Origin of the sequence: Methanobrevibacter sp., from assembly GCF_050872065.1 — an archaeon.
In the GTDB taxonomy this organism is placed as follows: domain Archaea; phylum Methanobacteriota; class Methanobacteria; order Methanobacteriales; family Methanobacteriaceae; genus Methanocatella.
Genome location: NZ_JBNMGD010000023.1, coordinates 1 through 22977 on the forward strand (window position 1 = coordinate 1; position 22977 = coordinate 22977).

The 22977-nt window shown below is 31.9% G+C and carries 19 protein-coding genes; 11 read left to right on the plus strand and 8 right to left on the minus strand.

The window, feature by feature from the left end; translation table 11 throughout:
- Positions 1-108 precede the first annotated feature (108 nt).
- Positions 109-1143 carry a molybdopterin-guanine dinucleotide biosynthesis protein B gene (gene mobB / locus ACR0P1_RS04595; RefSeq protein WP_432645238.1) on the plus strand — a complete coding sequence of 345 codons (1035 nt, stop codon included), beginning with the start codon at positions 109-111 and terminating at the stop codon, positions 1141-1143.
- Positions 1144-1147: 4 nt separating this feature from the next.
- Positions 1148-2083: a GTP 3',8-cyclase MoaA gene (moaA, locus tag ACR0P1_RS04600; protein ID WP_432645239.1), complete on the plus strand. Its 936-nt coding sequence runs from the start codon at positions 1148-1150 to the stop codon at positions 2081-2083.
- Positions 2084-2166: 83 nt separating this feature from the next.
- Here moaA and ACR0P1_RS04605 read toward each other — a convergent pair whose 3' ends face one another.
- From ACR0P1_RS04605 to ACR0P1_RS04620, 4 genes are all read right to left on the minus strand, one after another.
- Entirely contained in the window at positions 2167-3372 is a 1206-nt protein-coding gene (locus tag ACR0P1_RS04605; RefSeq protein ID WP_432645240.1) for a Coenzyme F420 hydrogenase/dehydrogenase, beta subunit C-terminal domain, read from the minus strand.
- A gap of 17 nt (positions 3373-3389) precedes the next feature.
- On the minus strand, positions 3390-5555 hold the full coding sequence (gene fdhF / locus ACR0P1_RS04610; RefSeq protein ID WP_432645241.1) for a formate dehydrogenase subunit alpha: 2166 nt from the start codon (positions 5553-5555) through the stop codon (positions 3390-3392).
- A gap of 90 nt (positions 5556-5645) precedes the next feature.
- On the minus strand, positions 5646-6449 hold the full coding sequence (locus ACR0P1_RS04615; RefSeq protein ID WP_432645242.1) for a formate/nitrite transporter family protein: 804 nt from the start codon (positions 6447-6449) through the stop codon (positions 5646-5648).
- 366 nt (positions 6450-6815) lie between these two features.
- Positions 6816-7379 (minus strand): FmdE family protein, encoded by a 564-nt coding sequence (locus ACR0P1_RS04620; RefSeq protein WP_432645256.1) that lies wholly within the window; start codon positions 7377-7379, stop codon positions 6816-6818.
- A 90-nt stretch (positions 7380-7469) separates the two neighbouring features.
- Between ACR0P1_RS04620 and fdhD the strand changes: the two genes are divergently transcribed.
- A complete protein-coding gene (fdhD, locus tag ACR0P1_RS04625) occupies positions 7470-8219 on the plus strand; it encodes a formate dehydrogenase accessory sulfurtransferase FdhD (protein WP_432645243.1) in 750 nt (249 codons plus the stop codon).
- 1 nt (position 8220) lies between these two features.
- Here fdhD and hxlB read toward each other — a convergent pair whose 3' ends face one another.
- Positions 8221-8811 (minus strand): 6-phospho-3-hexuloisomerase, encoded by a 591-nt coding sequence (gene hxlB, locus ACR0P1_RS04630; protein ID WP_432645244.1) that lies wholly within the window; start codon positions 8809-8811, stop codon positions 8221-8223.
- 58 nt (positions 8812-8869) lie between these two features.
- Between hxlB and ACR0P1_RS04635 the strand changes: the two genes are divergently transcribed.
- The 4 genes from ACR0P1_RS04635 to lysS all read left to right on the plus strand — a co-directional run bounded on the left by ACR0P1_RS04635 (position 8870) and on the right by lysS (position 14104).
- On the plus strand, positions 8870-9736 hold the full coding sequence (locus ACR0P1_RS04635) for a LysR family transcriptional regulator (protein WP_432645245.1): 867 nt from the start codon (positions 8870-8872) through the stop codon (positions 9734-9736).
- A gap of 168 nt (positions 9737-9904) precedes the next feature.
- Positions 9905-10819 (plus strand): carbohydrate kinase family protein, encoded by a 915-nt coding sequence (locus tag ACR0P1_RS04640; RefSeq protein ID WP_432645246.1) that lies wholly within the window; start codon positions 9905-9907, stop codon positions 10817-10819.
- Positions 10820-11067: 248 nt separating this feature from the next.
- Positions 11068-12366 (plus strand): phosphomethylpyrimidine synthase, encoded by a 1299-nt coding sequence (gene thiC / locus ACR0P1_RS04645; protein WP_432645247.1) that lies wholly within the window; start codon positions 11068-11070, stop codon positions 12364-12366.
- A 154-nt stretch (positions 12367-12520) separates the two neighbouring features.
- The gene (gene lysS, locus ACR0P1_RS04650; protein ID WP_432645248.1) at positions 12521-14104 is read left to right on the plus strand and encodes a lysine--tRNA ligase; all 1584 of its coding nucleotides are present in this window, start codon (positions 12521-12523) and stop codon (positions 14102-14104) included.
- Positions 14105-14200: 96 nt separating this feature from the next.
- Here lysS and ACR0P1_RS04655 read toward each other — a convergent pair whose 3' ends face one another.
- The 3 genes from ACR0P1_RS04655 to ACR0P1_RS04665 are packed head-to-tail and all read right to left on the minus strand — an operon-like array spanning position 14201 to position 16001.
- A complete protein-coding gene (locus ACR0P1_RS04655; RefSeq protein ID WP_432645249.1) occupies positions 14201-14578 on the minus strand; it encodes a GNAT family N-acetyltransferase in 378 nt (125 codons plus the stop codon).
- Positions 14578-15048 carry a nucleoside deaminase gene (locus ACR0P1_RS04660; protein WP_432645250.1) on the minus strand — a complete coding sequence of 157 codons (471 nt, stop codon included), beginning with the start codon at positions 15046-15048 and terminating at the stop codon, positions 14578-14580. Before ACR0P1_RS04660 ends, ACR0P1_RS04655 begins: the two co-directional genes overlap by 1 nt.
- Positions 15049-15077: 29 nt before the next feature.
- The gene (locus ACR0P1_RS04665; RefSeq protein WP_432645251.1) at positions 15078-16001 is read right to left on the minus strand and encodes an acyltransferase; all 924 of its coding nucleotides are present in this window, start codon (positions 15999-16001) and stop codon (positions 15078-15080) included.
- A 192-nt stretch (positions 16002-16193) separates the two neighbouring features.
- Here ACR0P1_RS04665 and polC point away from each other — a divergent pair, with 192 nt between their 5' ends.
- The 4 genes from polC (at position 16194) to ACR0P1_RS04685 (ending at position 22947) form a co-directional block, all read left to right on the plus strand.
- A complete protein-coding gene (polC, locus tag ACR0P1_RS04670; RefSeq protein ID WP_432645252.1) occupies positions 16194-19490 on the plus strand; it encodes a DNA polymerase II large subunit in 3297 nt (1098 codons plus the stop codon).
- A gap of 243 nt (positions 19491-19733) precedes the next feature.
- Positions 19734-22052 (plus strand): anaerobic ribonucleoside-triphosphate reductase, encoded by a 2319-nt coding sequence (nrdD, locus tag ACR0P1_RS04675; protein ID WP_432645253.1) that lies wholly within the window; start codon positions 19734-19736, stop codon positions 22050-22052.
- Between the two features lie 254 nt (positions 22053-22306).
- On the plus strand, positions 22307-22597 hold the full coding sequence (locus tag ACR0P1_RS04680) for a 50S ribosomal protein L21e (protein ID WP_432645254.1): 291 nt from the start codon (positions 22307-22309) through the stop codon (positions 22595-22597).
- Positions 22598-22602: 5 nt separating this feature from the next.
- On the plus strand, positions 22603-22947 hold the full coding sequence (locus tag ACR0P1_RS04685) for an RNA polymerase Rpb4 family protein (RefSeq protein WP_432645255.1): 345 nt from the start codon (positions 22603-22605) through the stop codon (positions 22945-22947).
- Positions 22948-22977 lie beyond the last annotated feature (30 nt).

Sequence of the window (22977 nt, forward strand, 5' to 3'; positions counted from 1 at the left end):
ACATAAAATATTTTGGTTTAACTAAATTGTGTAGTAACTACACATAAATAATTTAGAAATTCTTAATTAATACCAATTACAATATATATTATTAAAGGGGAGAATATTATGAAAATAGTATCTATAGTTGGAAGAAAAAATACTGGAAAAACTTCGTTGACAGTAAAAGTTATTGAAGAACTTACAAAGAGAGGCTACAATGTAGCATCAATAAAACATTCACATCACACTATGGAAATGGATAAAGAGAATACAGATACCTGGAAACATAAACAAGCAGGGTCTAATGTTGTTGTTGGGATTGGTTCAACAACATTTTTTAATGTGAAAAAAGAGATGGATTTAAATAGATTACTATTTTTAATAAAACACATGGATTTCGTTGATTTCGTTATCATTGAAGGCTTTAAAAAATATAATTATCCAAAAATAGCAACTTCCCCTGACGTAGTCGATGAATACACAATTAAAGAAGTGGATTCATTCACTATTGATGATAATGGCTTGAAAGAATTAGTTGACATTATCGAAGAAAGATCCCATGATATAGTAAATACATTATTTGCAAATAATTGTGGATTCAATAATGGAGAGTCTATTGCATCTGAAATTCGTAAAGGAAAGTTAACTGTTAATGAATTAGATGATATTCACAGTTATCTATCAATAAATGATAAGGTTGTGGGATTAAATAGATTTGTAAGTGACTATTTAAAACAAATCGTGCTTGGCGTGATAAATACATTGAATTTAGATGATTATGATGTTGAAAATATATCAAACATTGAATTAATAATCCCTAATGAAACAAATAATAGCCCAATCGATGCTGAATGCAGTATTTTAGTCAATGATAAAAATATAGAAATAAATACCTTTACAAAAAATATTGTTTCAAATTCCATTAAAGGAATGATTAATTCTATTAAGACTGAAGATAACGTTAAAACAATTGAAGTAATCATTTCAAATATCAAAAATGATAAACTAGAAAACGCCACTATTAAACTTAAAACAAATAATCATACTGTTGATATTAACAAATTCACACAAGGAATATTAAAAGAAACAATTTTTGCCATTGTAAATTCCTTGAAAGTAGATACAAAAATTACCGAATTAAAAATCAAAGTGGAAGAATGATAATATGTTAAAAAATGTAGTCAAAGATAAATATGAGAGACCTATCCTTTCACTAAGAATCACAATAACAAATAGATGTAATGAAAACTGCATTTATTGTCATCACGATGGAATGGATTCATCAAAAGATGAAATGACACCTGACGAAATGTATACTATAAGCAAAATAGCTAAAAAAATTGGTGTTAGAAAAATAAGACTTTCAGGTGGAGATCCATTAGTTAGAAAAGATATCGTGGAAATTGTTGAAAAAATCGCAAGCATTGGTTTTAAAGATATTTCATTAACTACTAACGGAGTATTGCTTAAAAAATATGCTCAAGACTTAAAAGATGCAGGATTAAATAGGGTCAATGTAAGTTTAGACACATTAAACAGAGATACATATAAATATCTAACAAATATGGATTATCTAAATGAAGTTAAGTCAGGTATCTTAAAAGCCGTTGAAGTTGGATTATACCCTGTTAAAATAAACATGGTTATAATGAAAGATGTAAATGTGCATGAAATAAAAGAAATGTTCGAATTCTGTAAAGAACATGGAATCATCCTTCAATTGATTGAATTAATCGAAAGTGAAAACTGTGATGACGATGAATTCAGTGCAGAACATCATTATCCTTTAGATTCTATTGAAAAGGAATTAGCTGATATAGCTGATAAGGTTCATGAACGTAAGTTTATGCAAGGACGTAAAAAATATTACATTGGTGATGGAGAAATCGAAATAGTCAAACCAGTTGATAATGCTAAGTTCTGTGCAAGTTGTTCTAGATTAAGGATAACACCAGATGGAAAAATAAAACCTTGTTTGCTTAGGAATGATAATTTAGTAGAATTGATTTCACATATTAGGGAAGGTAAAAGTGAAAAAGAACTTGAAGAGATATTCCTTAATGGAATCAATAAACGTGAACCATTTAACAAAGAGAATTAATTCTCTTTTTATATTTTTTTAAAAAAATATATAACACTGTTATTATTATAGCTAAAAAAATAAAATGGATAAAAGGGGAACCCTTAAATCCATTTAGCTTTGGATACATGATCAGTGAATGGAAGTGGGTCATCAGTACCCATACCAGGAATGTATCCATAGATTTCTCTTACTTTATTGTTTACAGTACTCCATACTTTAGCTACAGGGATTTCACATGGACATACTTCGGAACATTGACCACAGTTAGTACATGCATCAACCATGTGCACTAAACGAGTTAAGTGGAAGAAAGGAGCTGCAGGAGTGTATCCACCAGGTACCCATTCAGGACCTTCAGCTTCGAGACAGCAGTCTTCACAGAAACATAATGGACATGCTTCACGACAACCGTAACATTTCATACATTTGGAGAATTCATCTTCATACATGTGGAATACATCAATAATATCTCCAGTGGTACCTGCGTAATCAACTTCTTTTTTCTCTTGGGACTCTTTGAGCATGAAGTTGTTAATGTTTTCTCTGATTTTAATTCCTTTTTCGAGAGGTTCTTCAGTAGCGATTAATCCAGCATCAATAACTTTACTTAAAACATCTGCACCTTTTTCAGTGAATACTTCAACAAAAGTTGCTTTTCCAGCTAATTCACCAATAACTCCCCAGTTACCTAATGCCATATCAGCGTTAATAGGGATTTTAAGGTTACATCTTTGACAGTTTTCTCTTCTACCTAAACCTTGTGCTTCTAACTCACCAATAGCAATTCCTTTTTCACCATCAGCAGTTTCCATAATAAGTTTTCCTTTGGAAATTTCTTCTTTGATAACATCTTTAGGATCTAATTCATATACATCTCTAATCATGTTCATAGTAGGAACAGGTGAGAAAGTACCTCCACAGTTTACACCAATCATGATTACATTATCTTCGATGATTTTACCTTTTTTCATTAATTCTCTGATGGTCATTGCATCACAAGGTTTACATGCAACAGCAAGTTTCATGTCTCTTGCACCATCTAAGTATTTTGATACGAATTTAGCAAGGTTTAAAGTACCACAGTGTACAGAACCAGCAGTTTTAATTACATCTGCAGGGTCAGTTACGAGAATAGGTACACCATCATACATATCGTGACCTTCGGTTACACCAACAACACCGTCAACGATACCTTCTTCTAATAAGTATTTCATGATAGTAGTTACTACTCCACCGTACTCTCCTTTTTCTTTAATATCTTCGATAGCAGAGTATGCGTAGTACATATCGTTAATTTTTGCGCTCATTTAAATCTACTCCTTATTTATTTACCTACTTTAATGGTGGTAGTAGTCATGTCTTCAGCTTTAATTTCAGTATCAGTACCATCTTTGTAGACTTCTCCTTTAACGATTACTTTTTCAGGGAGTTTTTCTACATTAATAGCACAAGCTTTTAATTCAACCATTTTAGATTTAGGGTCGAAAGAATCGGAGTTAGTTAATACGTTTGCAGCACATTCTACAAAGTGCATTGGGATGTTTACAATACCTTCTTTGATATCATCAGTTACACGTGCAGGAATTGCGATTTCTCCTCTTCTAGAGTAAGCTTTTACAACTTCACCATTAATAATTCCTCTTTCTTTAGCATCTTTAGTGTTGATTTCGATAAATCCAGTTTTTACCTCATTACTTAAGGTTTCACATCTTCTAGTCATTGCAGCGTGATAGTGGAACAATACTCTGGTAGTAGTTAAGAGTAATGGGTATTCTTCATCAGGAGTTTCAACAGGTCCTTTGTGTTCTAATGCTTGGAAAATTCCTAAACCATCAGGGTGTGCGAATTTTTCTTTGTGCATTAATGGTTGACATGGATCATCTTCGGAAGGACAAGGCCAGTGAAGAGCTTCAGGAGTATCTAATCTTTCACGGTTCATACCTGCCATGATAGGAGCACATTCTCTGATTTCGTTGAAGATATCTTCAGAAGTTTCGTAATGGAATAAGGATCTAGGTACACCCATTCTAACTGCGATTTCTTCCATGATTTTCCAATCTAACATTGCGCCTTCAGGAGGTTCTTGAGCTTTGTGTAAGCATTGTACTCTTCTTTCACCACTGGTGAAAGTACCTTCTTGTTCACCCCAACCTGCAGCAGGTAATACAACATCAGCACATTGTGCAGTGTCGGTTAAGAAACATTCTTGAACAACTAACATTTCTAAGTTAGCAAGTGCTTCTTTGGTGTGTTGTACATCAGCATCGGAGAGTACAGGGTCTTCCCCATGGATGTATAATACTTTTAAGTCACCAGCATGAGCTGCATTCATCATTTCAACTAATGTTAAACCAGGAGTGGTTGGTAAGTTAACTTCGTATCCATCTCCACTGTAGTATTCGTTGAACCATGCAGTAGTTTCTGGATCTTTAACTTTTCTGTATCCTACGTAATCGGAAGGTAATGCACCCATATCACAAGCACCTTGTACGTTGTTTTGTCCTCTTAATGGGTTTACACCAGTACCTTCTCTACCAATATTACCAGTTAACATTGCGAGGTTTGCAGTGGACATTACGTTGTCTGCACCGTGGGAGTGTTCAGTAATACCTAAGGAGTATACGATAGCTGCTTTGTCAGCAGATGCATATTCAATAGCTAAGTGTTCAATAGTTTCAGGAGCAATACCTGTGATTTCAGAAACTTTGTCCAAAGTGTATTTTTGAACAACTTCTTTCATTTCTTCGTAACCTTTGGTTCTGTTTGCAATGAATTCATCATCTTGTAAGTCGTTATCTATGATAACTTTAATCATAGCATTCATTAAAGCAACGTCAGTACCAGTTTCAAATTGTACGTATTCATCTGCGAGTTTAGCAGTAGGAGTGAATCTTGGGTCTAATACTACTAATTTAGCACCATTCTTTTTAGCTTGGATGATTTTACGTCCGAATAATGGGTGAGCTTCCATGTTGTTGGATCCGATACAGAAGATGTAATCAGCTTCTTTGATACTGTCGAATCCGTTGGTCATAGCCCCTGATCCAAAAGTAGTTGCTAAACCTGCAACAGTAGGTCCGTGACAGATACGTGCACAGTGGTCTACGTTTTGAGTTCCACAAGCTACTCTTGCTAATTTCTGAGTAATATAAATGTTTTCGTTAGGTGAACGAGCACATGCATAGAATCCAACTTTGTTTGGGTCTTCATCAGATACTTCTTTAAGTTTGTTAGCAACTAAGTCTAAAGCTTCATCCCAAGATGCTTCCCTAAATTCACCATTTTCTTTAATTAAAGGAGAAGTTAACCTGTCTTCCCTATTAATAAATTGATATCCAAAGTTTCCTTTTGGACATACTTTACCCTCATTTACAGGGCTTCTTTTTAAAGGTTCAACACCAACAATTTTTCCGTCTTTAACAACGAAATTGAGTCCACAACCAGTACCACAGTATGGACAGATTGTTGGAACATATTTAATTTCAACCATTTTATAATCTCCAAAATATATATCTTTTTAAAAAATATTTTTTAAAAGAAGCTTAAATTATAAGCTCCTTTAAAGTTCAATTTAACTAGCTTATTCTTTAAGGAAAGTGTACCAATAAATACAAGCTACGAAAAGTCCTCCACCAATAATGTTACCAATAGTAACAGGGATTAAATTGTTTATAATCATGGTGGACCAGGTTACTCCATTAGCTCCTAAGAACATACCTAATGGGATAAAGAACATGTTTGCAACACTGTGCTCAAATCCGATTGTAACGAAAGCCATAATTGGGAACCAAATACCAAGTATTTTACCAATAACATCATCAGATGCGTTAGCTAACCATACAGCTAAACATACTAACCAGTTACAACCAATAGCTTTAATTAAAGCTACTGTGAAAGGCATAGTTACTTTACCTTCTGCTACTGCAATAGCTTTAGCAGAAATAGCATAAGCAGGTGCTGTTGCATCAGTAGGACAAATTCCTCCCATGAAAGCTAAAACGTATGCAACGAATAAAGCTCCAATAAAGTTGAAAATCCAACTAACAACCCAGTTTTTAGCAAGACCGCCTAAAGAAGCAGATCCATCTAAAACACCTAAAACCATAAACATGACATTTCCAGTGAATAATTCAGAACCTGCAAGAATAACAATAATTAAACCTACAGGGAACACTGCACCAAATACAAATTTTTCTAAACCAATAGGAGCGCCAGCTTTAAGCATACCTGCGCTTGAAACTACAGCTAATAAACCACCGAATGCAATATATGCTCCTGCTAAGAAAGAGAGTAATATTACATTAACAATATTCGCAGAGTTTTTTGTTCCAGCTGTTTTAGATATTACTTTTGCAACTTCAGCTGGACTTTTAAATGAACTCATCTTATCAACCTCTTTTATTCCCTTTTAAATTAAATTTTTTATAATACTAATGAATTCCACATTATAAGATGTTCAAAGTATTATGAGTCTATATTAATAGTTTAATATATAAAGGATTTGTCATTAGGAAATAAAAGAAATATTTAAATATTACAAGCGATAAAATAAAAATAATAATGATAAATCATGATGAATACTAGTAACATCATATTAAAGTTCTTTTTTTACTTATTTTTGAATAAATATTCATTATTTATTGAGTTTAAATATATATAATCGATGTTTATTAAAAACAAACACATATAAAACAAAAATAATCAAATAGAGAATAGAGCACTATATCTCTAAAAAATAAGTTTAAAGTCATCATTCAATGACTTCATAATAAGATTCATTTGCACAAGCTTCACAAATTGGCTTACCTGCTCTAAGCAAATGATAATTATCCGTGATTTTCTCACCACAAACACTACACCAAGAAGTTGCATGACTACCTCCCGGTTTTTGAGCCTCATTGAAAGGTTTAACTCTGACTTTTTCAACCTTGAATAACTCTTCAGGAGGAGTAATTCTAAACCTTTTAACTAATTCTTCTTTTGTTTCTTTAGATTTATCATTTTTATTTGCATCAGCATCTGAAACTCTATAAGCTTCACCAGTATCAATATTATAGAAAGTAGCAGCAAATTTACCATAATAAGCTAATTTTAAAGATCGTTTACCAATAGTACATTTAGTTACAGCTTGGATCCCATCAGAAGTACATCTTTCACTTTCTAAAATAACAATTAAATTTTTATGTCTTTGATTTAGTTCCATGCCCAATAACTCAAGACCATACATCCCAAGTTTAGTTCCAATAGCTATACCCCCACAGAGTTCACCATGAAACTCAACTGCATTTCTTAACTGTTCATCATAATCTTCCATATTCACATAATCACCTCATTAGAACACATATATAATTATTAAATTAAAATAATTTAAATATAATTAATATATCTATATATGAGGGAAAAAATGAAAATTGAAGAGATAGATGCTATAAAATATAAAAATAATCGACATGAAAAAGTAAAAGAAAATGTCGTAAAAGACGAAACAATTACATTAACAATAAATGGAAATATTTCACGTAGCTTATCTGCAATTGAAGACTCACTTAAAGAATTTGCAGTTGGATATTTATTTAACGAAAATATGGTTAAATCCCTTGACGACATTAAAAAAATCGAAATTGATGGCATTCATATTAATGTAGAAATTGATGATACACTACTTAAAACAAATGAAACTGTATTATGCTCTGATTCCGCAGGTGGTTGGAGAAGTAAAATCAAAGAAATAAATCCTGTCAACTCTGACCTGCAAGTTAACGTTAAAGAATTAATTGACAGAATTGAAGAATTGAAAAATAATGCTGAAATCTGGCAAGCTACCGGCGGAACACATGTTGCAGGAATTGTATATGATGGACAATTTGTCGTGAAAGAAGATGTAAGCCGCCATGTTGCGGTTGACAAAGTGATTGGATATGGTCTATTAAATGGTTTTGATTTAAATCATTCCTATGTGATTTACAGTGGAAGAATGCCTGCAGACATGGTAATAAAAATGACTAGAGTTGGTGTGCCACTTTTAGCATCAAATGCAGCACCTGCCAATTCCGGATATAATATTGCAAAAAAAGGAAATGTGACTCTTGTTGGATTCCTAAGAGGCCAACGCTGTAATATATATAATAATCAAAATAGAGTAATTTTTGATTAAATTACTCTAAAACTGTATGTCTTGCTTTTAAATCACTTTCAGTTTGTTGCATTTTTTCCATTAATTCAGAAACAATAGCATCTAAAAACACTAAAGTAGTTAATTCAAATGCAGTACCTAAAGGAGTTAAAGAAGTATAATTTCCATGAATTTGACGTTTCATATAATTTTCATCATCTACCTCTTTTTTGGTTCTTCCTTTAACGAGAATAAAAGCATCACATAATTGTCCTAAAGTAGAGTCCGGGTAAGATGTTAAAGCCAAGACTTTTGAACCCCTATTTTTAGCAATTTTCACAGCGGAAACAATTGTATTTGTTTCACCTGAACCTGAAATTGCAATAATACAATCATCTTCATAAATAGCTGGAGAAATAGTTTCCCCTACAACATAAGCACTTAAACCCAAATGCATTAATCTCATTGCAAAAGCTTTAGCAGCAAGTCCAGATCTTCCAGCACCAGTGACAAAAATATTTTTAGAATTCATAATTATATTTTCAAATTCATCAATTGCTTTTTCATCTAAAAATTCTTCAGCTTTAACAATATTTTCCAATATGACCTTAATAGAAGTTTTCATAATTTCCATTTTATTCAAATCCCCAAATCGATATTATTAATTATGATTAAAATTTTATTTATAATTGATGGAATTTGAAAGTAAAGGATTAATAAGTTTAGAGATAAATGGTGAAGTTTATGGATATAGATTATATGAAAGTCTTGATTCACTATCAAAAACTAATTCCCAAAGAATGTCTGCAAAAGAACTAAATATCTCTCATACCGTATTCAATAGGAGAATACTTAAAGCAGAAGAAAAATTAGGTTTTAAACTTACAGAAAAAAGAGGAAATGGTACTGGACTTACAAAAGAAGGATTGAAATTATTGGATGAATTTAAAAAATATGCCATTCAGATTGAAAAAACCTCCACAATCAACATCGTTGGAGGTCACATCAGTACTGGTCTTTTAGAAAGTATTGACCTACCTTTTGAAACCAATATCTACAGTAGCAATGATGAAGATGCATTTGAACTTGCAAAAAGAGGTGTCGTTGATATATTGACATTGGATGATCCATTAATAGCATTTGAAAGAGATATAAATTTTTATCCAATAGCTTATGATTACCTTGTCCTTGTCTCAAGCCCAAATTCTAAAAAAATTGAAAGTATTTCTGATTTAGAAAATCTTGATTTTGTAAGCGTATCTGGATCTGCACAAAGACTTGCATGGGACAGTCTGAAACATTATGACATACATATTAATATTAAAGAAAGCGTAAATTCACAGTTTGATGCATATAAAAAAGTTAAAAACTCTAAAAATTTGTATACTTTTTTAAATGCAAGTTATTTTAAAGGAAATGAACTTTTAAAATTTGATACACGACATGTAATTAGTTTAGTCAAAGTTAACGAAGATAAACAGGAAATTGATGAATTTATTAGATATTTAACTAATGAAGGACAAATAAAAATCGAAAAACAAGGATTTGCATCGATGTAGATTACTTTCCAATTGCTCTTAGAAAAAATAAAATTATATTATAATTATAAAATAATTATTACATTTATATGACCAAATTTTTTCGTGATTTATCATCAATTTAATTTTTCAAAACTATTAAATAATGATAAAAAACAATTATAAAATTAAATATTACAAGGCGATATTATGGTAAAAAACAGAGATTTACTATCTATTGGTCACTCTGCTCATGACTACATTATTAGAGTGCCTGAATTTCCAAAAGCGAACTTTTCTGCTCCAATAACCGATATGAAAACATTTAATGGTGGAGCTGCGGCAAATGTTGCTTGTGTTGGGGCTAAATTAGGATTAAAAACTTCTTTAGTTTCAGCGGTTGGTGGAGATTTCAAAAAAACTGAGTATTATGAACATATGCAAAATTTAAATATTGATACCAATTCTTTAATTATCGTTCCTGGCGAATCAACACCTACTGCATTTGTCTTAACTGATGATAATGAAGACCAAATTAGCTACTTCTATTGGGGTGCTGCCCGTGAATTTGCAGAAAGCAAAGTACCTACATCTGCAATTAAGAATACTGAAGCAGTTCATTTAGCAACAGGAGATCCTAATTTCAATTGGAGATGTTCTGAAGAGGCTAAAAATGAAGATTTACTTGTTTCATTCGATCCAGGCCAAGACCTTGGAATGTACGATATCAAAAAGTTGAAAGAAGTTATTGAAAATACAACCATCCTTTTTGGAAATCATCATGAAATCGGCAGAATCTTAGAATCCCTTGAAGTAGATTTAGATGGCCTTAGAGCATTAGGTCCAAAAATAATAGTTAAAACTTGCGGTGCTAATGGTAGTGAAATTTATTCAAATGAAGATAAAATAAAAATTGATGCTATTAAAACAAAAATTACCGATCCTACCGGTGCTGGAGATTCTTATAGAGCCGGATTTTTATCAAGATTCTTAAATGGTGAATCATTAGAAGCTTCTGCAAAATTTGCATCAACTGTATCCTCTTTTATTGTTGAACACCAAGGCTGTCAAACTAACATGCCTACTTTTGATGATGCATTTGAAAGAATGAATAGATTTTACTAAATTTATTTTTCTTTTAACTTTTTTTAAATTACACTTTATTTTTATCAATATTAATTTATTTTACGATTTTAAAAACTATAAACACTATTTTTTCAAAAAAAATTGATACATATCAATATTAATTTAATTAAAGGCCAACCAACTAATTTAAATACTAATAACTAAATATAAGAAAGTATCAAATTTAAATGAAATTTAATTAAAGTAAATTTGACTTTTTTAAATATTATTTAACAAAATGTGATACTATGACCCAAATTAGTGATGCTAAAAAAGGAATTTTAACTGAAGAAATGAAACATGTAGCAGAAATAGAAAATGTTTCAGAAGATTTTATCTTAAAATCAGTAGCAAAAGGTACAATTGTAATACCAGGTAATGTAAACAGAAACATTGAAGCTGCAGGTATTGGTGCAGGCCTTAGAACTAAAGTAAATGCAACAGTTGGAACTTCAACTGATATCGTTAACTTTGATGAAGAAGTACAAAAAGCACAGATTGCAATTGACCACGGTGCGGATTGTTTAATGGAATTAAGTATTGGTGGAGACTTAGACGAAATCAGAAGAAGGGTTCTTGACATGTCCCCATTACCAGTAGGTTCCGTACCAGTTTATCAAGCATCTATTGAAAGTATTAGAAAACATGGTTCTGTAGTTGACATGACTGAAGATGACTTATTCAATGCTATCGAAAAACAAGCAAAAGATGGTATTGATTTTATGGCAATTCACAGCAGTATCAATATTGAGACCTTAACCAGACTCAAAAGACAAGGACGTATAACTGGACTTGTATCCCGTGGAGGATCATTCATGTCCGGATGGATTGTTGAAAACGAAAAAGAAAATCCATTATACTCAAACTTTGATTATGTTTTAGAAATAGCTAAAGAACACGATGTTGTCCTTTCACTTGCTAATGGTATGAGAGCAGGATCCATTGCTGATTCAACAGATAGAGCTCAAATCCAAGAATTAATTATTTTAGGAGAATTAATTGATAGATCTCGCGAAGCTGGAGTACAATGTATGATTGAAGGACCAGGCCACATCCCTATTAACGAAATTCCTACAAACGTTATGATTCAAAAGAAAATGTGTTCCAATGCTCCATTCTATATGCTTGGACCTATCGTATGTGATGTAGCACCAGGTTATGACCACATAGTATCTGCAATCGGTGCAGCATCATCTGCAAAAGCTGGAGCAGACTTCATTTGTTATGTAACTCCAGCAGAACACCTTGCTCTTCCTAACCCTGATGACGTAAGAGAAGGAGTAATCGCAACTAAAATCGGAGCTTATGCTGGTGATTTAGCAACTGGTCAAATCGACGGTTCACAAGATTTAGCAATGGCAGAAGCTCGTAAAAATCTTGATTGGGAAGGACAATATGCATGTGCGATGTTTCCTGAAGCTGCACGTGCAAAAAGAGATCAAAGACCTCCTGAAGAAGAGGATACTTGTACAATGTGCGGTAACTACTGTGCAGTGAAAATCGTTAACGAATGGTTAGATAAATCTGATTCTGAATTAATTAAATAGATAAACCTTATCTATTTACTTCTTTTTTTATACTCAAAATCAATCTCACTGAAAATACACTAATTTTACTTAATCTTTTTATATAAATACTAACAAATATTAATTTAATATAACTTATTTTATGATAATTTTTTTATTAAAACGGTGAATATAAATGACACATTGGATTGAAAACATAGCTAAAGAATTAGCACAAAGAGATGTAGAAGAACATGTTATTGCAAGTGGAACCTCTATTTCAGGTTCAATACACATTGGGAACTCTTGCGACATATTTATTGCTAATGCAATTGGAAAAAAATTAAGGGAACTCGGAAAACAAGCAAAGACCATCTGGATTGCAGATGACCACGATCCATTAAGAAAAGTCCCATATCCACTTCCTGAAGATTATGATAAATATTTAGGTATGCCCTACTCAGTCATTCCATGTCCTGACGGCTGTTGCGCTAACTTTGTAGAACACTTTGAAAAACCTTTACTTTCTGTAATGGATGATTATGGAATTGAAATGGAAACCAAATCCGGTTTTGAAATGTATAAAGCTGGTGTTTACAACGATTATATTAGAACTTCTTTTGAACACGTTGATGAAATCAAAGAAATCTTCAATGAATACAGAAGAGAACCATTAGCTGATGACTGGTTACCTTACAATCCAATTTGTGAGGAATGTGGACGTGTAAATACAACTTATGCTTACGATTATGATGGAGATATTGTTAAATACAGATGTGAATGTGGTCATGAGGGTGAAATGGATATTAAATCTGGTAACGGTAAGCTTACCTGGAGAGTAGAATGGGCAGCAAGATGGAAAATATTTGGAACTACATGTGAACCATTTGGAAAAGACCATGCAGCTAGTGGAGGATCTTATGATGTAAGTAGCATCATTTCAGAAAAAATATTCGACTATCCTGCACCGTACCCAGTTCCATACGAATGGATTACACTCGATGGTGAAGCAATGAGTAAATCTCATGGTGTATTCTTTGCTCCTGAAGAATGGTTGAAAATTGGACCTGCTGAAAGTCTTAACTATTACTTATTTAGATCCAAACCAATGAAAGCAAAAGACTTCTCACCAAAAATGCCATTTTTAGACTTTATTGATCAATTCGATACAGTCGAAAAAGTATTCTATGATGAAGAAGAAGCACCATCTGAAAAAGAAGGTAAAAAATTCAAAGAAATCTATGAAATCGTGCAAATCCACGAAGGCAGTCCTTTACCATTTAGACCACCTTTCAGATTCTTAGTTAATGCTTACCAAATTGCTGGAAATGACTTAGAAAAAATCTATGGAATTTTAAAAAGAAACTCACAGTTATCTAAAAGCTTCAAAGACAAAGAATTTAATGATTTAACCGAAACAGAATTAGCTCAATATCGTGAAAGAGTTGACAACGTAATTTACTGGTTAGATACATATGCACCTAAATTTGTAAAGTTCCAAGTACAAGAGAAAAACATTCCAAAATTACCGTTAACCGATGAGCAAACTAAATTCTTAACTGATTTAGCTGATTTAATGGAAAACAATGAATTTACAGAAGCAACACAATTACACGATGCAATGTATGAAATCTTAGAAGCGCAAGAATTAAAACCTCAAAAAGGATTCCAAGCTATTTATAAAATGATTCTTGGTCAAAAACAAGGCCCAAGAGCAGCTTCATTCTTGTTAAGCTTAGACAAAGATTTCGTTATAAAAAGATTAAGACAAGAAGCTTAATCTTTTAAATTTTATTTTTTCTATTAAAACCTAAATTTTTTTTATTTTAAAAAAAAAGTTCATTATACCTCATAATGGCACTTAACCTTTAATTCATTATATTAAACTTTTAAATTCTTTTTTCATTACAAGTTCATCAATGAATTTATAATCTAATTTTTCAAAGATTTCAATTAGAATATCTTCATTACTATCAAAATTAACAATTATACTTTTAAATTCATAATCTATAGCTATTTTCTCAAGTTGTCTGATTAATTTATATGCTATTCTTTCACGATCATCATATGAATTTAAGAATAATGTAGTAATCTCTGCAGAATCCGCATCATATACTTTAAAACTAGCACAACCAACAATTTTACCAAAATTATTTAAAAGTAAAACTACTTGAGGATCATCTAAAAAGCAACCAAAAGATTTACAAAATTCAATGAACCTCTCATCCATTTCATTTGTTACAATAATTTCCACTATTTCACCTCAGTAGTATTCCCGACTTTTCTAAGCTCCTTTTCCCATATATTTGGATTATCTTTAATAAAATTTAAAAGTAACTCTCTACATTTTGGATTGTTTAATACAACAACTTCAACATCATTAGATTCCAATAGCTTTTCAGCACCCATTAATGTAGTATTATCACCAATTACAACTCGGGGTATATTATATAATATTACTGCACCAGAACACATTGGACATGGAGATAATGTTGTATAAAGTGTGCAGTTAATATAATCTTCATAACTTAAACAACCTGCATTTTCAAGTGCATCCATTTCTGCATGCAAAATCACAGACTCCTCTTGGATTAATCTATTATGTCCTCTTGATATTATCTCATTATTTTTAACAAGAACTGCCCCAATTGGAAGTCCTCCATCTTCTAAAGATTTTTGGGCTTCATGAATAGCTTCATCCATAAAATAATTATCGTTTGTCATTTTAAAAAAAAATAGATGAGATTAATCATCTATCTAAATCTATTGAATAATCCTTTATTGGATTCTTTTTCCAAGTCTTCTTCAAGTTTGGCAATTTGCTTTTTCAAACTTGAGATAGTTTTGCTAGACTCATTAGACAATTTATCATAGTTACTTTCCTTAAGTCTAAGTTGAGTAGTAAGTGAAGAGATTTCTTCTTTGTATCCTTCAATTTCTTTCTTAACTTGCTGATTTACTTCTTCTTTATAATTACCCAATTCAATTATTTCATCCCTTAAGGTTTTAATCTCATTAGAAAGCCCAGTATTATCTTTTTTAGCTTTATCTAACTCTAATTTTACATCAGCTAAATTTTTAGACAAAACACTATTTTCTTTTTTCAACTCATCAAGATTAATTGAATCCAGCTTCTCTTTATATTGATTTATTTTAGCTTGCAATTTCTCTTTAACAGACTCAATTTCAGCTTCAAATTTATCTGCCCTTACCTTGTTAACAGCACCTTCTGCACCGATTTTTCCAATTTTATTACTTAACTCTACATTAATATCTAATTGGTCAAAGTATTTCCTAGTGGATTTTTCAAGAGCATCAGTTAATTCATCTTTAATCTTATTTAAATTAGCGTTTTCCTTTTTAAGATCAGGAATTATTTTATTGGTTAAGTAATGAAGTTCCTGAGATTGGTTAGATAATTTATTTTCTTTTTTACTTAATTTAGTTTTCAAACTACCTATGGTATTAGAATCAATTTTTTTAGAAGGAATTTCTTCAGGAGTTTCTTTTTTTATATTATCCTCAACTACCTCCTCAGAAACATCAATAGATTTTTTAGAAACTACTTCAATAGATTTTTCACTTACTTCATCAGTTTTACTATTGTTTTTGAGTTTATCTAAGTTTAATTTCATTTTAGTACCATACATAGCATTAATCGGCTTATCGTTTGACATTAAAATCACCAAAAATAGCAATATTAATCAAAAAAATTCAACTACAAATTACACTTAAAAATTTAGATTTTTCAATATTTAAGTATTATTAAATGTAGAATTTAATAGTGATTTTTAAAATTACAAACATTATTAAATTAGGAAAAACAATAAATATATTAGTAAATTAATTTTGTAACTTGTGGCGATACCATGGATTATTTTGATAGATTAGAATCTGAAACCCATCACCTATACGAAATAGCTAATGAGGCCAGATCAAGAGGTTTAGATGTTGAAATAGAGACTGAAGTACCTCTTGCAAAGGATTTAGCTGAAAGAGTAGAAGGGCTTGTTGGTCCCGAAGGTGTGGCTAAAAGAATTAAAATATTAGAACAGGATATTACAAGAGAAGAGGTTGCCTTTGAAATTGCAGCAGAAATTGCTTCTGGTAAGTTTGAACTTACTGGTGAAAAAGCTGAGTGGGATACCGAACAAAGATGTGACCAAGGCCTTAGGACTGCACTTGCTATTCTTACAGAAGGAGTAGTAGCAGCACCGCTTGAAGGAATTTCTGATGTTAAAATTAAAGACAACTTTGATGGAACAAAATATATAGGAGTATACTTTGCAGGACCTATTAGAAGTGCAGGAGGAACTGCAGCTGCACTAGCAGTACTTTTAGGAGATAAGATTAGACGAGCTATTGACATTGATGAGTTCAAACCAATCGATGATGAAATCGAGAGATACGTAGAAGAAGTTGAATTATACGAATCAGAAGTTACAAACTTGCAATACTCACCAACACCAGAAGAAGTGAGATTTGCAGCAACTCATATTCCTGTAGAAGTTTCAGGAGAACAAACAGATAAAGTAGAAGTATCTCACCGTGATTTAGAACGTGTTGAAACTAATAATATTCGTGGTGGAGCACTTCTTGCTATGGTTGAAGGAGTTATCCAGAAATCCAAAAAAATCAAAAAGATTTCAAATAAATTAGGTCTTGACTGGGATTGGCTTGAAGAATATTCCAAACCTAAAAAAGAAGATGCAAAAGAAGATTCAGGAGACTCCGATATTGTTAGCGAACCTAAATATATTCAGGATATCATTGGTGGAAGACCAATTCTCGGATACCCCTCCGAAAAAGGCGCATTTAGATTAAGATATGGAAGATCCAGAAATACTGGCCTTGCAACTATGGGAGTTCATCCAGCAACAATGGCATTACTTGATTTTTTAGCCGTTGGTACACAGCTCAAAATTGAATACCCTGGAAAAGGTAACTGTGTTGTTCCAGTAGATTCTATTGAAGGACCTACAGTTAAACTTAAAAATGGAGATGTATTAATTCTTGATTCTGTAAAAAAAGCACGTGAAGTTAAAAAAGATGTTGTTGAAATATTATTCCTTGGAGATATGCTTGTTGCATTCGGAGAATTTTTAAGAAACAATCAGCCATTATATCCATCCGGATGGTGTGAAGAATGGTGGATTCAACTATTAATGAGAAGCGAAAAATTCGATGAGGAAAATAATAATTTAGACTTACATAGACTTGAATATGAATATTTATCATCTATTGAAGCATTTAGCTTATCTAAAGAATATAACATTCCACTCCATCCTAAATACACATATTGTTACAATGATGTAACCATTGAAGATTTGAATTCCTTAATCGATTTAATTGAAAAATGCAAATCAACATTCAATAAAGATGAAGGAATGCAACTTGATTTATCATATCAAAAAAGAATTCTTGAAATAATAGGTGTTCCACATACCATACACGATAATAAAATTATTATTGACAAAGACCATTCTTATTCACTTTTAGTAACATTATCTAAAAAATTACCTGAGAAAGAAACTACCCTAGATGCTGTAAATGAAGTTTCACCTGTTGAAATTAAAAACAAAGCCCCAGCATATATTGGTACTCGTGTAGGTAGGCCTGAAAAATCAAAGGAAAGATTAATGAGGCCTGCACCTCACGGATTAATACCTATTGGAAATAATGGTGGATCTAGAAGACTTGTAGCAACAGCTGCTAAAAAAGGAAATATTAAAGTAGATATTTCTAGAAGAAAATGTACAAATCCCGACTGTGGAATCAGCTCATTTGGAGCACTTTGCCCTAAATGTGGTAGCCCAACTGAAATGGGAAAACCATCTCAAAAAACTGTTCCCCTTGCAACTATGCTTAAAAAAGCATCAGATAATGTTAAAGTAAGACGTGTTGATGAAGTTAAAGGTGTAATTGGTATGATTTCAGAATCCAAATTACCAGAACCTATTGAAAAAGGAATACTTAGAGCAAAACACGAAGTATTTACTTTTAAAGATGGAACCATTAGACATGATTCAACAGACTTACCACTTACTCACTTCATTCCAAGTGAAATTGGAGTTACGGTTGAAAAACTACTAGAAATGGGTTATGAAAAAGACTGTTATGGAAATCCAATTGAAAATGAAGACCAAATCATTGAACTTAAAGTTCAAGATATCGTTATTTCAAACAACTGTGGTGAATATCTACTACATACTGCTCAATTTATCGACGATGAGCTCGAAAGGTATTACCACATGGATCCATTTTACAATGTTAAAGAAAAAAGTGATTTAATTGGACATTTAGTCGCAGGACTTGCTCCTCACACATCAGCAGGAGTACTTGGAAGAATTGTTGGATTTACAAAAGCATTGGGCTGTTATGCTCACCCTTACTTCCACTCAGCAAAACGTAGAAACTGTGACAGTGATGAAGATGCAGTAATGCTATTATTAGATGCATTAATTAACTTTTCAAAATCATATTTACCAAATACCAGAGGAGGAAGTATGGATGCGCCTTTGGTTTTATCTTCAAGAATTGATCCAGAAGAAATAGATGATGAATCCCACAATTTAGATATATTTGAGAGATTCCCTGTTGAATTTTATGAAGAAACATATACTCCTCATAAACCTGCAGAGGTTTTAAAGTATATTGACAATGTAGAAATGCATTTAGGAACTCCTCAACAATATGAAGGATTAATGTTTTCCCATCATACCTCAAGTATCCATGCAGGACCTACAGTCTGCCTCTATAAAAGATTACCATCAATGAGAGAAAAAGTTGAAGCTCAAATTGCACTTGCTGAAACTATTCGGGCAGTTGATCAAAGAGGAGTAGTGGAAAAAGTTTTATCTTCTCATTTCTTACCTGACATTATGGGTAACTCAAGAGCATTTTCCAAACAAAAAGTAAGGTGCCCTAAATGTGGTGCTAAATACCGAAGAATGCCACTTACTGGAAAATGTAAGTGTGGAGGTAATTTAATACTATCCGTTTCAAAAGGATCAGTTACTAAATACCTTGAGATATCACAAGAACTTGTTAATAGGTATCCTGTTTCACATTACTTGAAACAACGTTTAGAAATCCAAGAATATGGTATTAACTCATTATTTGAAAGTGATAAATCCAAACAAAGTTCTTTAGATGTATTTTTCTAAAGAATTACTTTTCAAATGCTCTTGGATTTTTAATTTTTAATATTAAAGATATAATAAATATCACAGTATAATAAATTTGTTCAAGTAAAGACGAAAATTTTATATATTTCAAAATTAAGTATTAAATATATGTTCGTTATAATGCGAACAATCATTATACATGAGCAAACATATGTTATTATACATGAGAGTACTCTCTCAAATTCATAATTACATTCAATTGACAGAAATGGTGTGTCTTAAATGGAAAAAACTTCAGAATTAAAGAAAAATTTAAATGAATCTGCAAAAATCAATGTAGAAAAAAATAACGGGATTAAGGAAAGATTCAGCTATGAAAAATTATTAAAATCATTAGTAATGGTTGAAACTCCTTTTTTTGAATCTGACAAAATCGTAGCAACAGTAATATCACAGTTATACGATGGAATCAAAACCAAAGAAATCAAAAAAATCGTACACGAATGTTTAGAAGACATTGATTCTGAAATTGCAAACAAATATTTAGCAAGTACCAGATTAAAAGTACGTACTTCAAGAGATACTATTGAAGCATTTGACTTATCAAAAATCGCAAATACTTTAATTGAAGAAACTGGAGCAAGCCAAGAAACTGCATTTGAGATTGCAACCGAAACTTGGAAAGAACTCAAAAAATTAAATGTTGAATATTTAACCGCTCCAATGATTAGGGAAATTGTTAACACTAAACTAGTGGAATATGGATTAGAAGATTTAAGAAGTCGTTACACTCGTTTAGGTATTCCAGTATATAATATTACCAATTTAATTGAAAATGGTAACAGAGATAACGCAAACATGATTCACAACCCTGAAAGTATTCACAAACATGTAGCAGATGAAGCATTAAAACAATATGCTCTCCTAAAAATGCTTCCTGAACACTTAGCAGATGCACACATGTCTGGAGACATTCACATTCACGATTTAGAATTTTTCGCAGGAAGACCTTTAAACTGTATGCAACATGATATAAGGACTTTTATCAAATATGGACTTAAAGTAGATGGTACTGGTGACCACACTTCTATTGCAGGAGCTCCAAATCATATGGAAACTTTAATGAACCATACTGGTGAAATCATGCTTGCGGCACAACAAAACATGTCTGGAGGACAAGGAATGTCTCTCTGGAACGTATTTGTAGCACCATTTGCAAGAGGAAGAACATACGAAGAAATCAAACAATCTGTACAGATGCTTATTTACAACTTAAATATGGCATATGCTGCAAGAGGATCTCAAGTTCCATTTACAAGTATGGCATTAGAATTTGGTGTTCCGGACTTCTTAAAAGAAGAAACTGCATATGGACCAAAAGGTAAAGTAGTAGGAACCTATGGTGACTTTGAAGAAGAAACCAGATTAATACAAAGAGCATTTACTGAAACATTACTCGCTGGAGATAACGAAGGAAAACCTCATTTATTCCCTAATACAATTTACACTCTCCGTAAAGAAACAATGACCAGTGAATACGAGGAAGATATCAGATTAGTTCATGAATTATCTGCAAAATACGGTTCCTCCTACTTTGTAAACATGTTCCCTAAATACAGAGGAGATATGGCAAACTACATGGGATGTAGAACTTGTTTACAAGATACCTGGACTGGTGACTGGGATCAAGACTGTTTAAGAACAGGTAACCTTGCTTATGTTACTTTAAACTTACCAAGAATAGGATACCAATCTAAAGACGAAAGTCAAGTATTCGAATACTTAGACGAATACATGGATCTTGCAGTTGAAACTTTAATGCTTAGAAGAGAACAAGGATTAAAATGCTTAAATGATTTCCACATTTTACCATTCTTAAAACAACAAATAGCAGAAGATTCCTACTACAGAATCCAAAATTCAACTTTATCTTTCGGTTTCGTTGGACTTAATGAAATGTTATCTTCCCTATTTGGAGAAGGTATCGAAAATGCTGATGCAAATAAATTCGGAGTGAAATGTATTGAATACATCAACGACAGAGCTAACCAATTAAAAGAAGAAACTGGACTCAGATGGTCTGTTATCCAAACTCCTGCTGAATCTACTGCTTACAGATTCGCAACTCTCGATAAAAAACAATACGGAGACCAAGCTATTGTACAAGGTGAAGGAAACGCAAATTACTACACAAACTCTTCACATGTCCCAGTAGACACTGGCCTTTCACTTATCGAAAAAATCAAAATTGAAGAGCAATACCACAGCATTACACCAGGTGGACACATCTTCCATGCATTCATGGGCGAATCCTATTCCGATCCTGATTCCTTAATGAGTTTGACTAATAAAATCGCTAAAAAATCTGATATAGGATTCTGGGCTTACAGTTCAGCATTAAGTTTCTGTCTCAAATGTAAAACATTAATGAAAGGATTAAACAATACTTGTCCTACTTGCGGTGAAAAAGATGATGTTGAATGGTATGACAGAATTACCGGATATGTACAACAAGTTGGACGTGCAAAATCTGCATCCGGTGGATGGAATCCAGGTAAACGTCAAGAATTAATTGATAGAAGAAGATTCGAAGATAACTAAATAGTTATCTTCACACACCATTTTCAAACATCAATCACAAACCATATTTCAAAATTTATATTAAAAAATTTCAAAAATGCTAAAAAACTAAAAGTATATTAATAGCATTAAACTAAAATTATAATATTATCATGTTACTGAGTGATAATTATATTATTTTCACAATCTATGTTACTAGTATTTATGGGCAATTTAATACTAGGTAGCTGATAACATAGACTAATATACCCAGACAGTTTATAAGAGGTTATATTATGCAAAGATCAAGAGGATTAAAAAGTAGATCAAGAAAAAAAATGACTAAAACCCAAAGACCAGGTAGAACCAATCCTATTACTAACAGAATGCAAAGGTTTGAAGAAGGAGACTTAGTTCATATTACTATCAACCCAAGTATTCAAAAAGGACAACCTTCTCCTAGATTCCATGGTAAAACTGGAAAAATTATTGGTCAAAAAGGTAAAGCTTACATCATATCCTTAAAAGAAGGAAACAAAGCAAAAGAATTAATTGTAAGACCTGACCACTTAAAATTACAAAAATGATTTCTATGATTGGAAAAGAAATTATTGAAATTGAACCAATATCAAGTACAGAAGTAAAAGAAGTTCTTGAAGATTTTTCACAAAACAATGAATTAAACTATGAACAAAATATTACTTTAAATCATCTTGCAAGATTTAAAAGATATTCCCTTGAAGATTCAGAAGAAATTATTAAAAAACTTCAAGATGATTTTGACCTAAAAGATAAAGTTGCAGTACGTATCGTAGATTTAGCTCCAAAAGATTTAGCAGATTTAAGATTAATTTTTGCTAAAGAAGCTATGAAAATTGAAAAATCAGATATGGAAAAAATACTTGAACTTTTAGAACAATACGATATTGAAGAATAGTTTTTTAACTATTCACTTTTTTTATTATAT

Coding starts and splice junctions, on each gene's coding strand:
- mobB (WP_432645238.1), top strand. CDS start 109: ATGAAAATAGTATCTATAGTTGGAAGAAAAAATACTGGAAAAACTTCG.
- ACR0P1_RS04635 (WP_432645245.1), top strand. CDS start 8,870: ATGGAATTTGAAAGTAAAGGATTAATAAGTTTAGAGATAAATGGTGAA.
- polC (WP_432645252.1), top strand. CDS start 16,194: ATGGATTATTTTGATAGATTAGAATCTGAAACCCATCACCTATACGAA.
- moaA (WP_432645239.1), top strand. CDS start 1,148: ATGTTAAAAAATGTAGTCAAAGATAAATATGAGAGACCTATCCTTTCA.
- ACR0P1_RS04605 (WP_432645240.1), bottom strand. CDS start 3,372: ATGAGCGCAAAAATTAACGATATGTACTACGCATACTCTGCTATCGAA.
- lysS (WP_432645248.1), top strand. CDS start 12,521: ATGACACATTGGATTGAAAACATAGCTAAAGAATTAGCACAAAGAGAT.
- nrdD (WP_432645253.1), top strand. CDS start 19,734: ATGGAAAAAACTTCAGAATTAAAGAAAAATTTAAATGAATCTGCAAAA.
- ACR0P1_RS04640 (WP_432645246.1), top strand. CDS start 9,905: ATGGTAAAAAACAGAGATTTACTATCTATTGGTCACTCTGCTCATGAC.
- ACR0P1_RS04680 (WP_432645254.1), top strand. CDS start 22,307: ATGCAAAGATCAAGAGGATTAAAAAGTAGATCAAGAAAAAAAATGACT.
- thiC (WP_432645247.1), top strand. CDS start 11,068: ATGACCCAAATTAGTGATGCTAAAAAAGGAATTTTAACTGAAGAAATG.
- ACR0P1_RS04685 (WP_432645255.1), top strand. CDS start 22,603: ATGATTGGAAAAGAAATTATTGAAATTGAACCAATATCAAGTACAGAA.
- ACR0P1_RS04615 (WP_432645242.1), bottom strand. CDS start 6,449: ATGAGTTCATTTAAAAGTCCAGCTGAAGTTGCAAAAGTAATATCTAAA.
- fdhD (WP_432645243.1), top strand. CDS start 7,470: ATGAAAATTGAAGAGATAGATGCTATAAAATATAAAAATAATCGACAT.
- fdhF (WP_432645241.1), bottom strand. CDS start 5,555: ATGGTTGAAATTAAATATGTTCCAACAATCTGTCCATACTGTGGTACT.
- hxlB (WP_432645244.1), bottom strand. CDS start 8,811: ATGGAAATTATGAAAACTTCTATTAAGGTCATATTGGAAAATATTGTT.
- ACR0P1_RS04620 (WP_432645256.1), bottom strand. CDS start 7,379: ATGGAAGATTATGATGAACAGTTAAGAAATGCAGTTGAGTTTCATGGT.
- ACR0P1_RS04660 (WP_432645250.1), bottom strand. CDS start 15,048: ATGACAAACGATAATTATTTTATGGATGAAGCTATTCATGAAGCCCAA.
- ACR0P1_RS04665 (WP_432645251.1), bottom strand. CDS start 16,001: ATGTCAAACGATAAGCCGATTAATGCTATGTATGGTACTAAAATGAAA.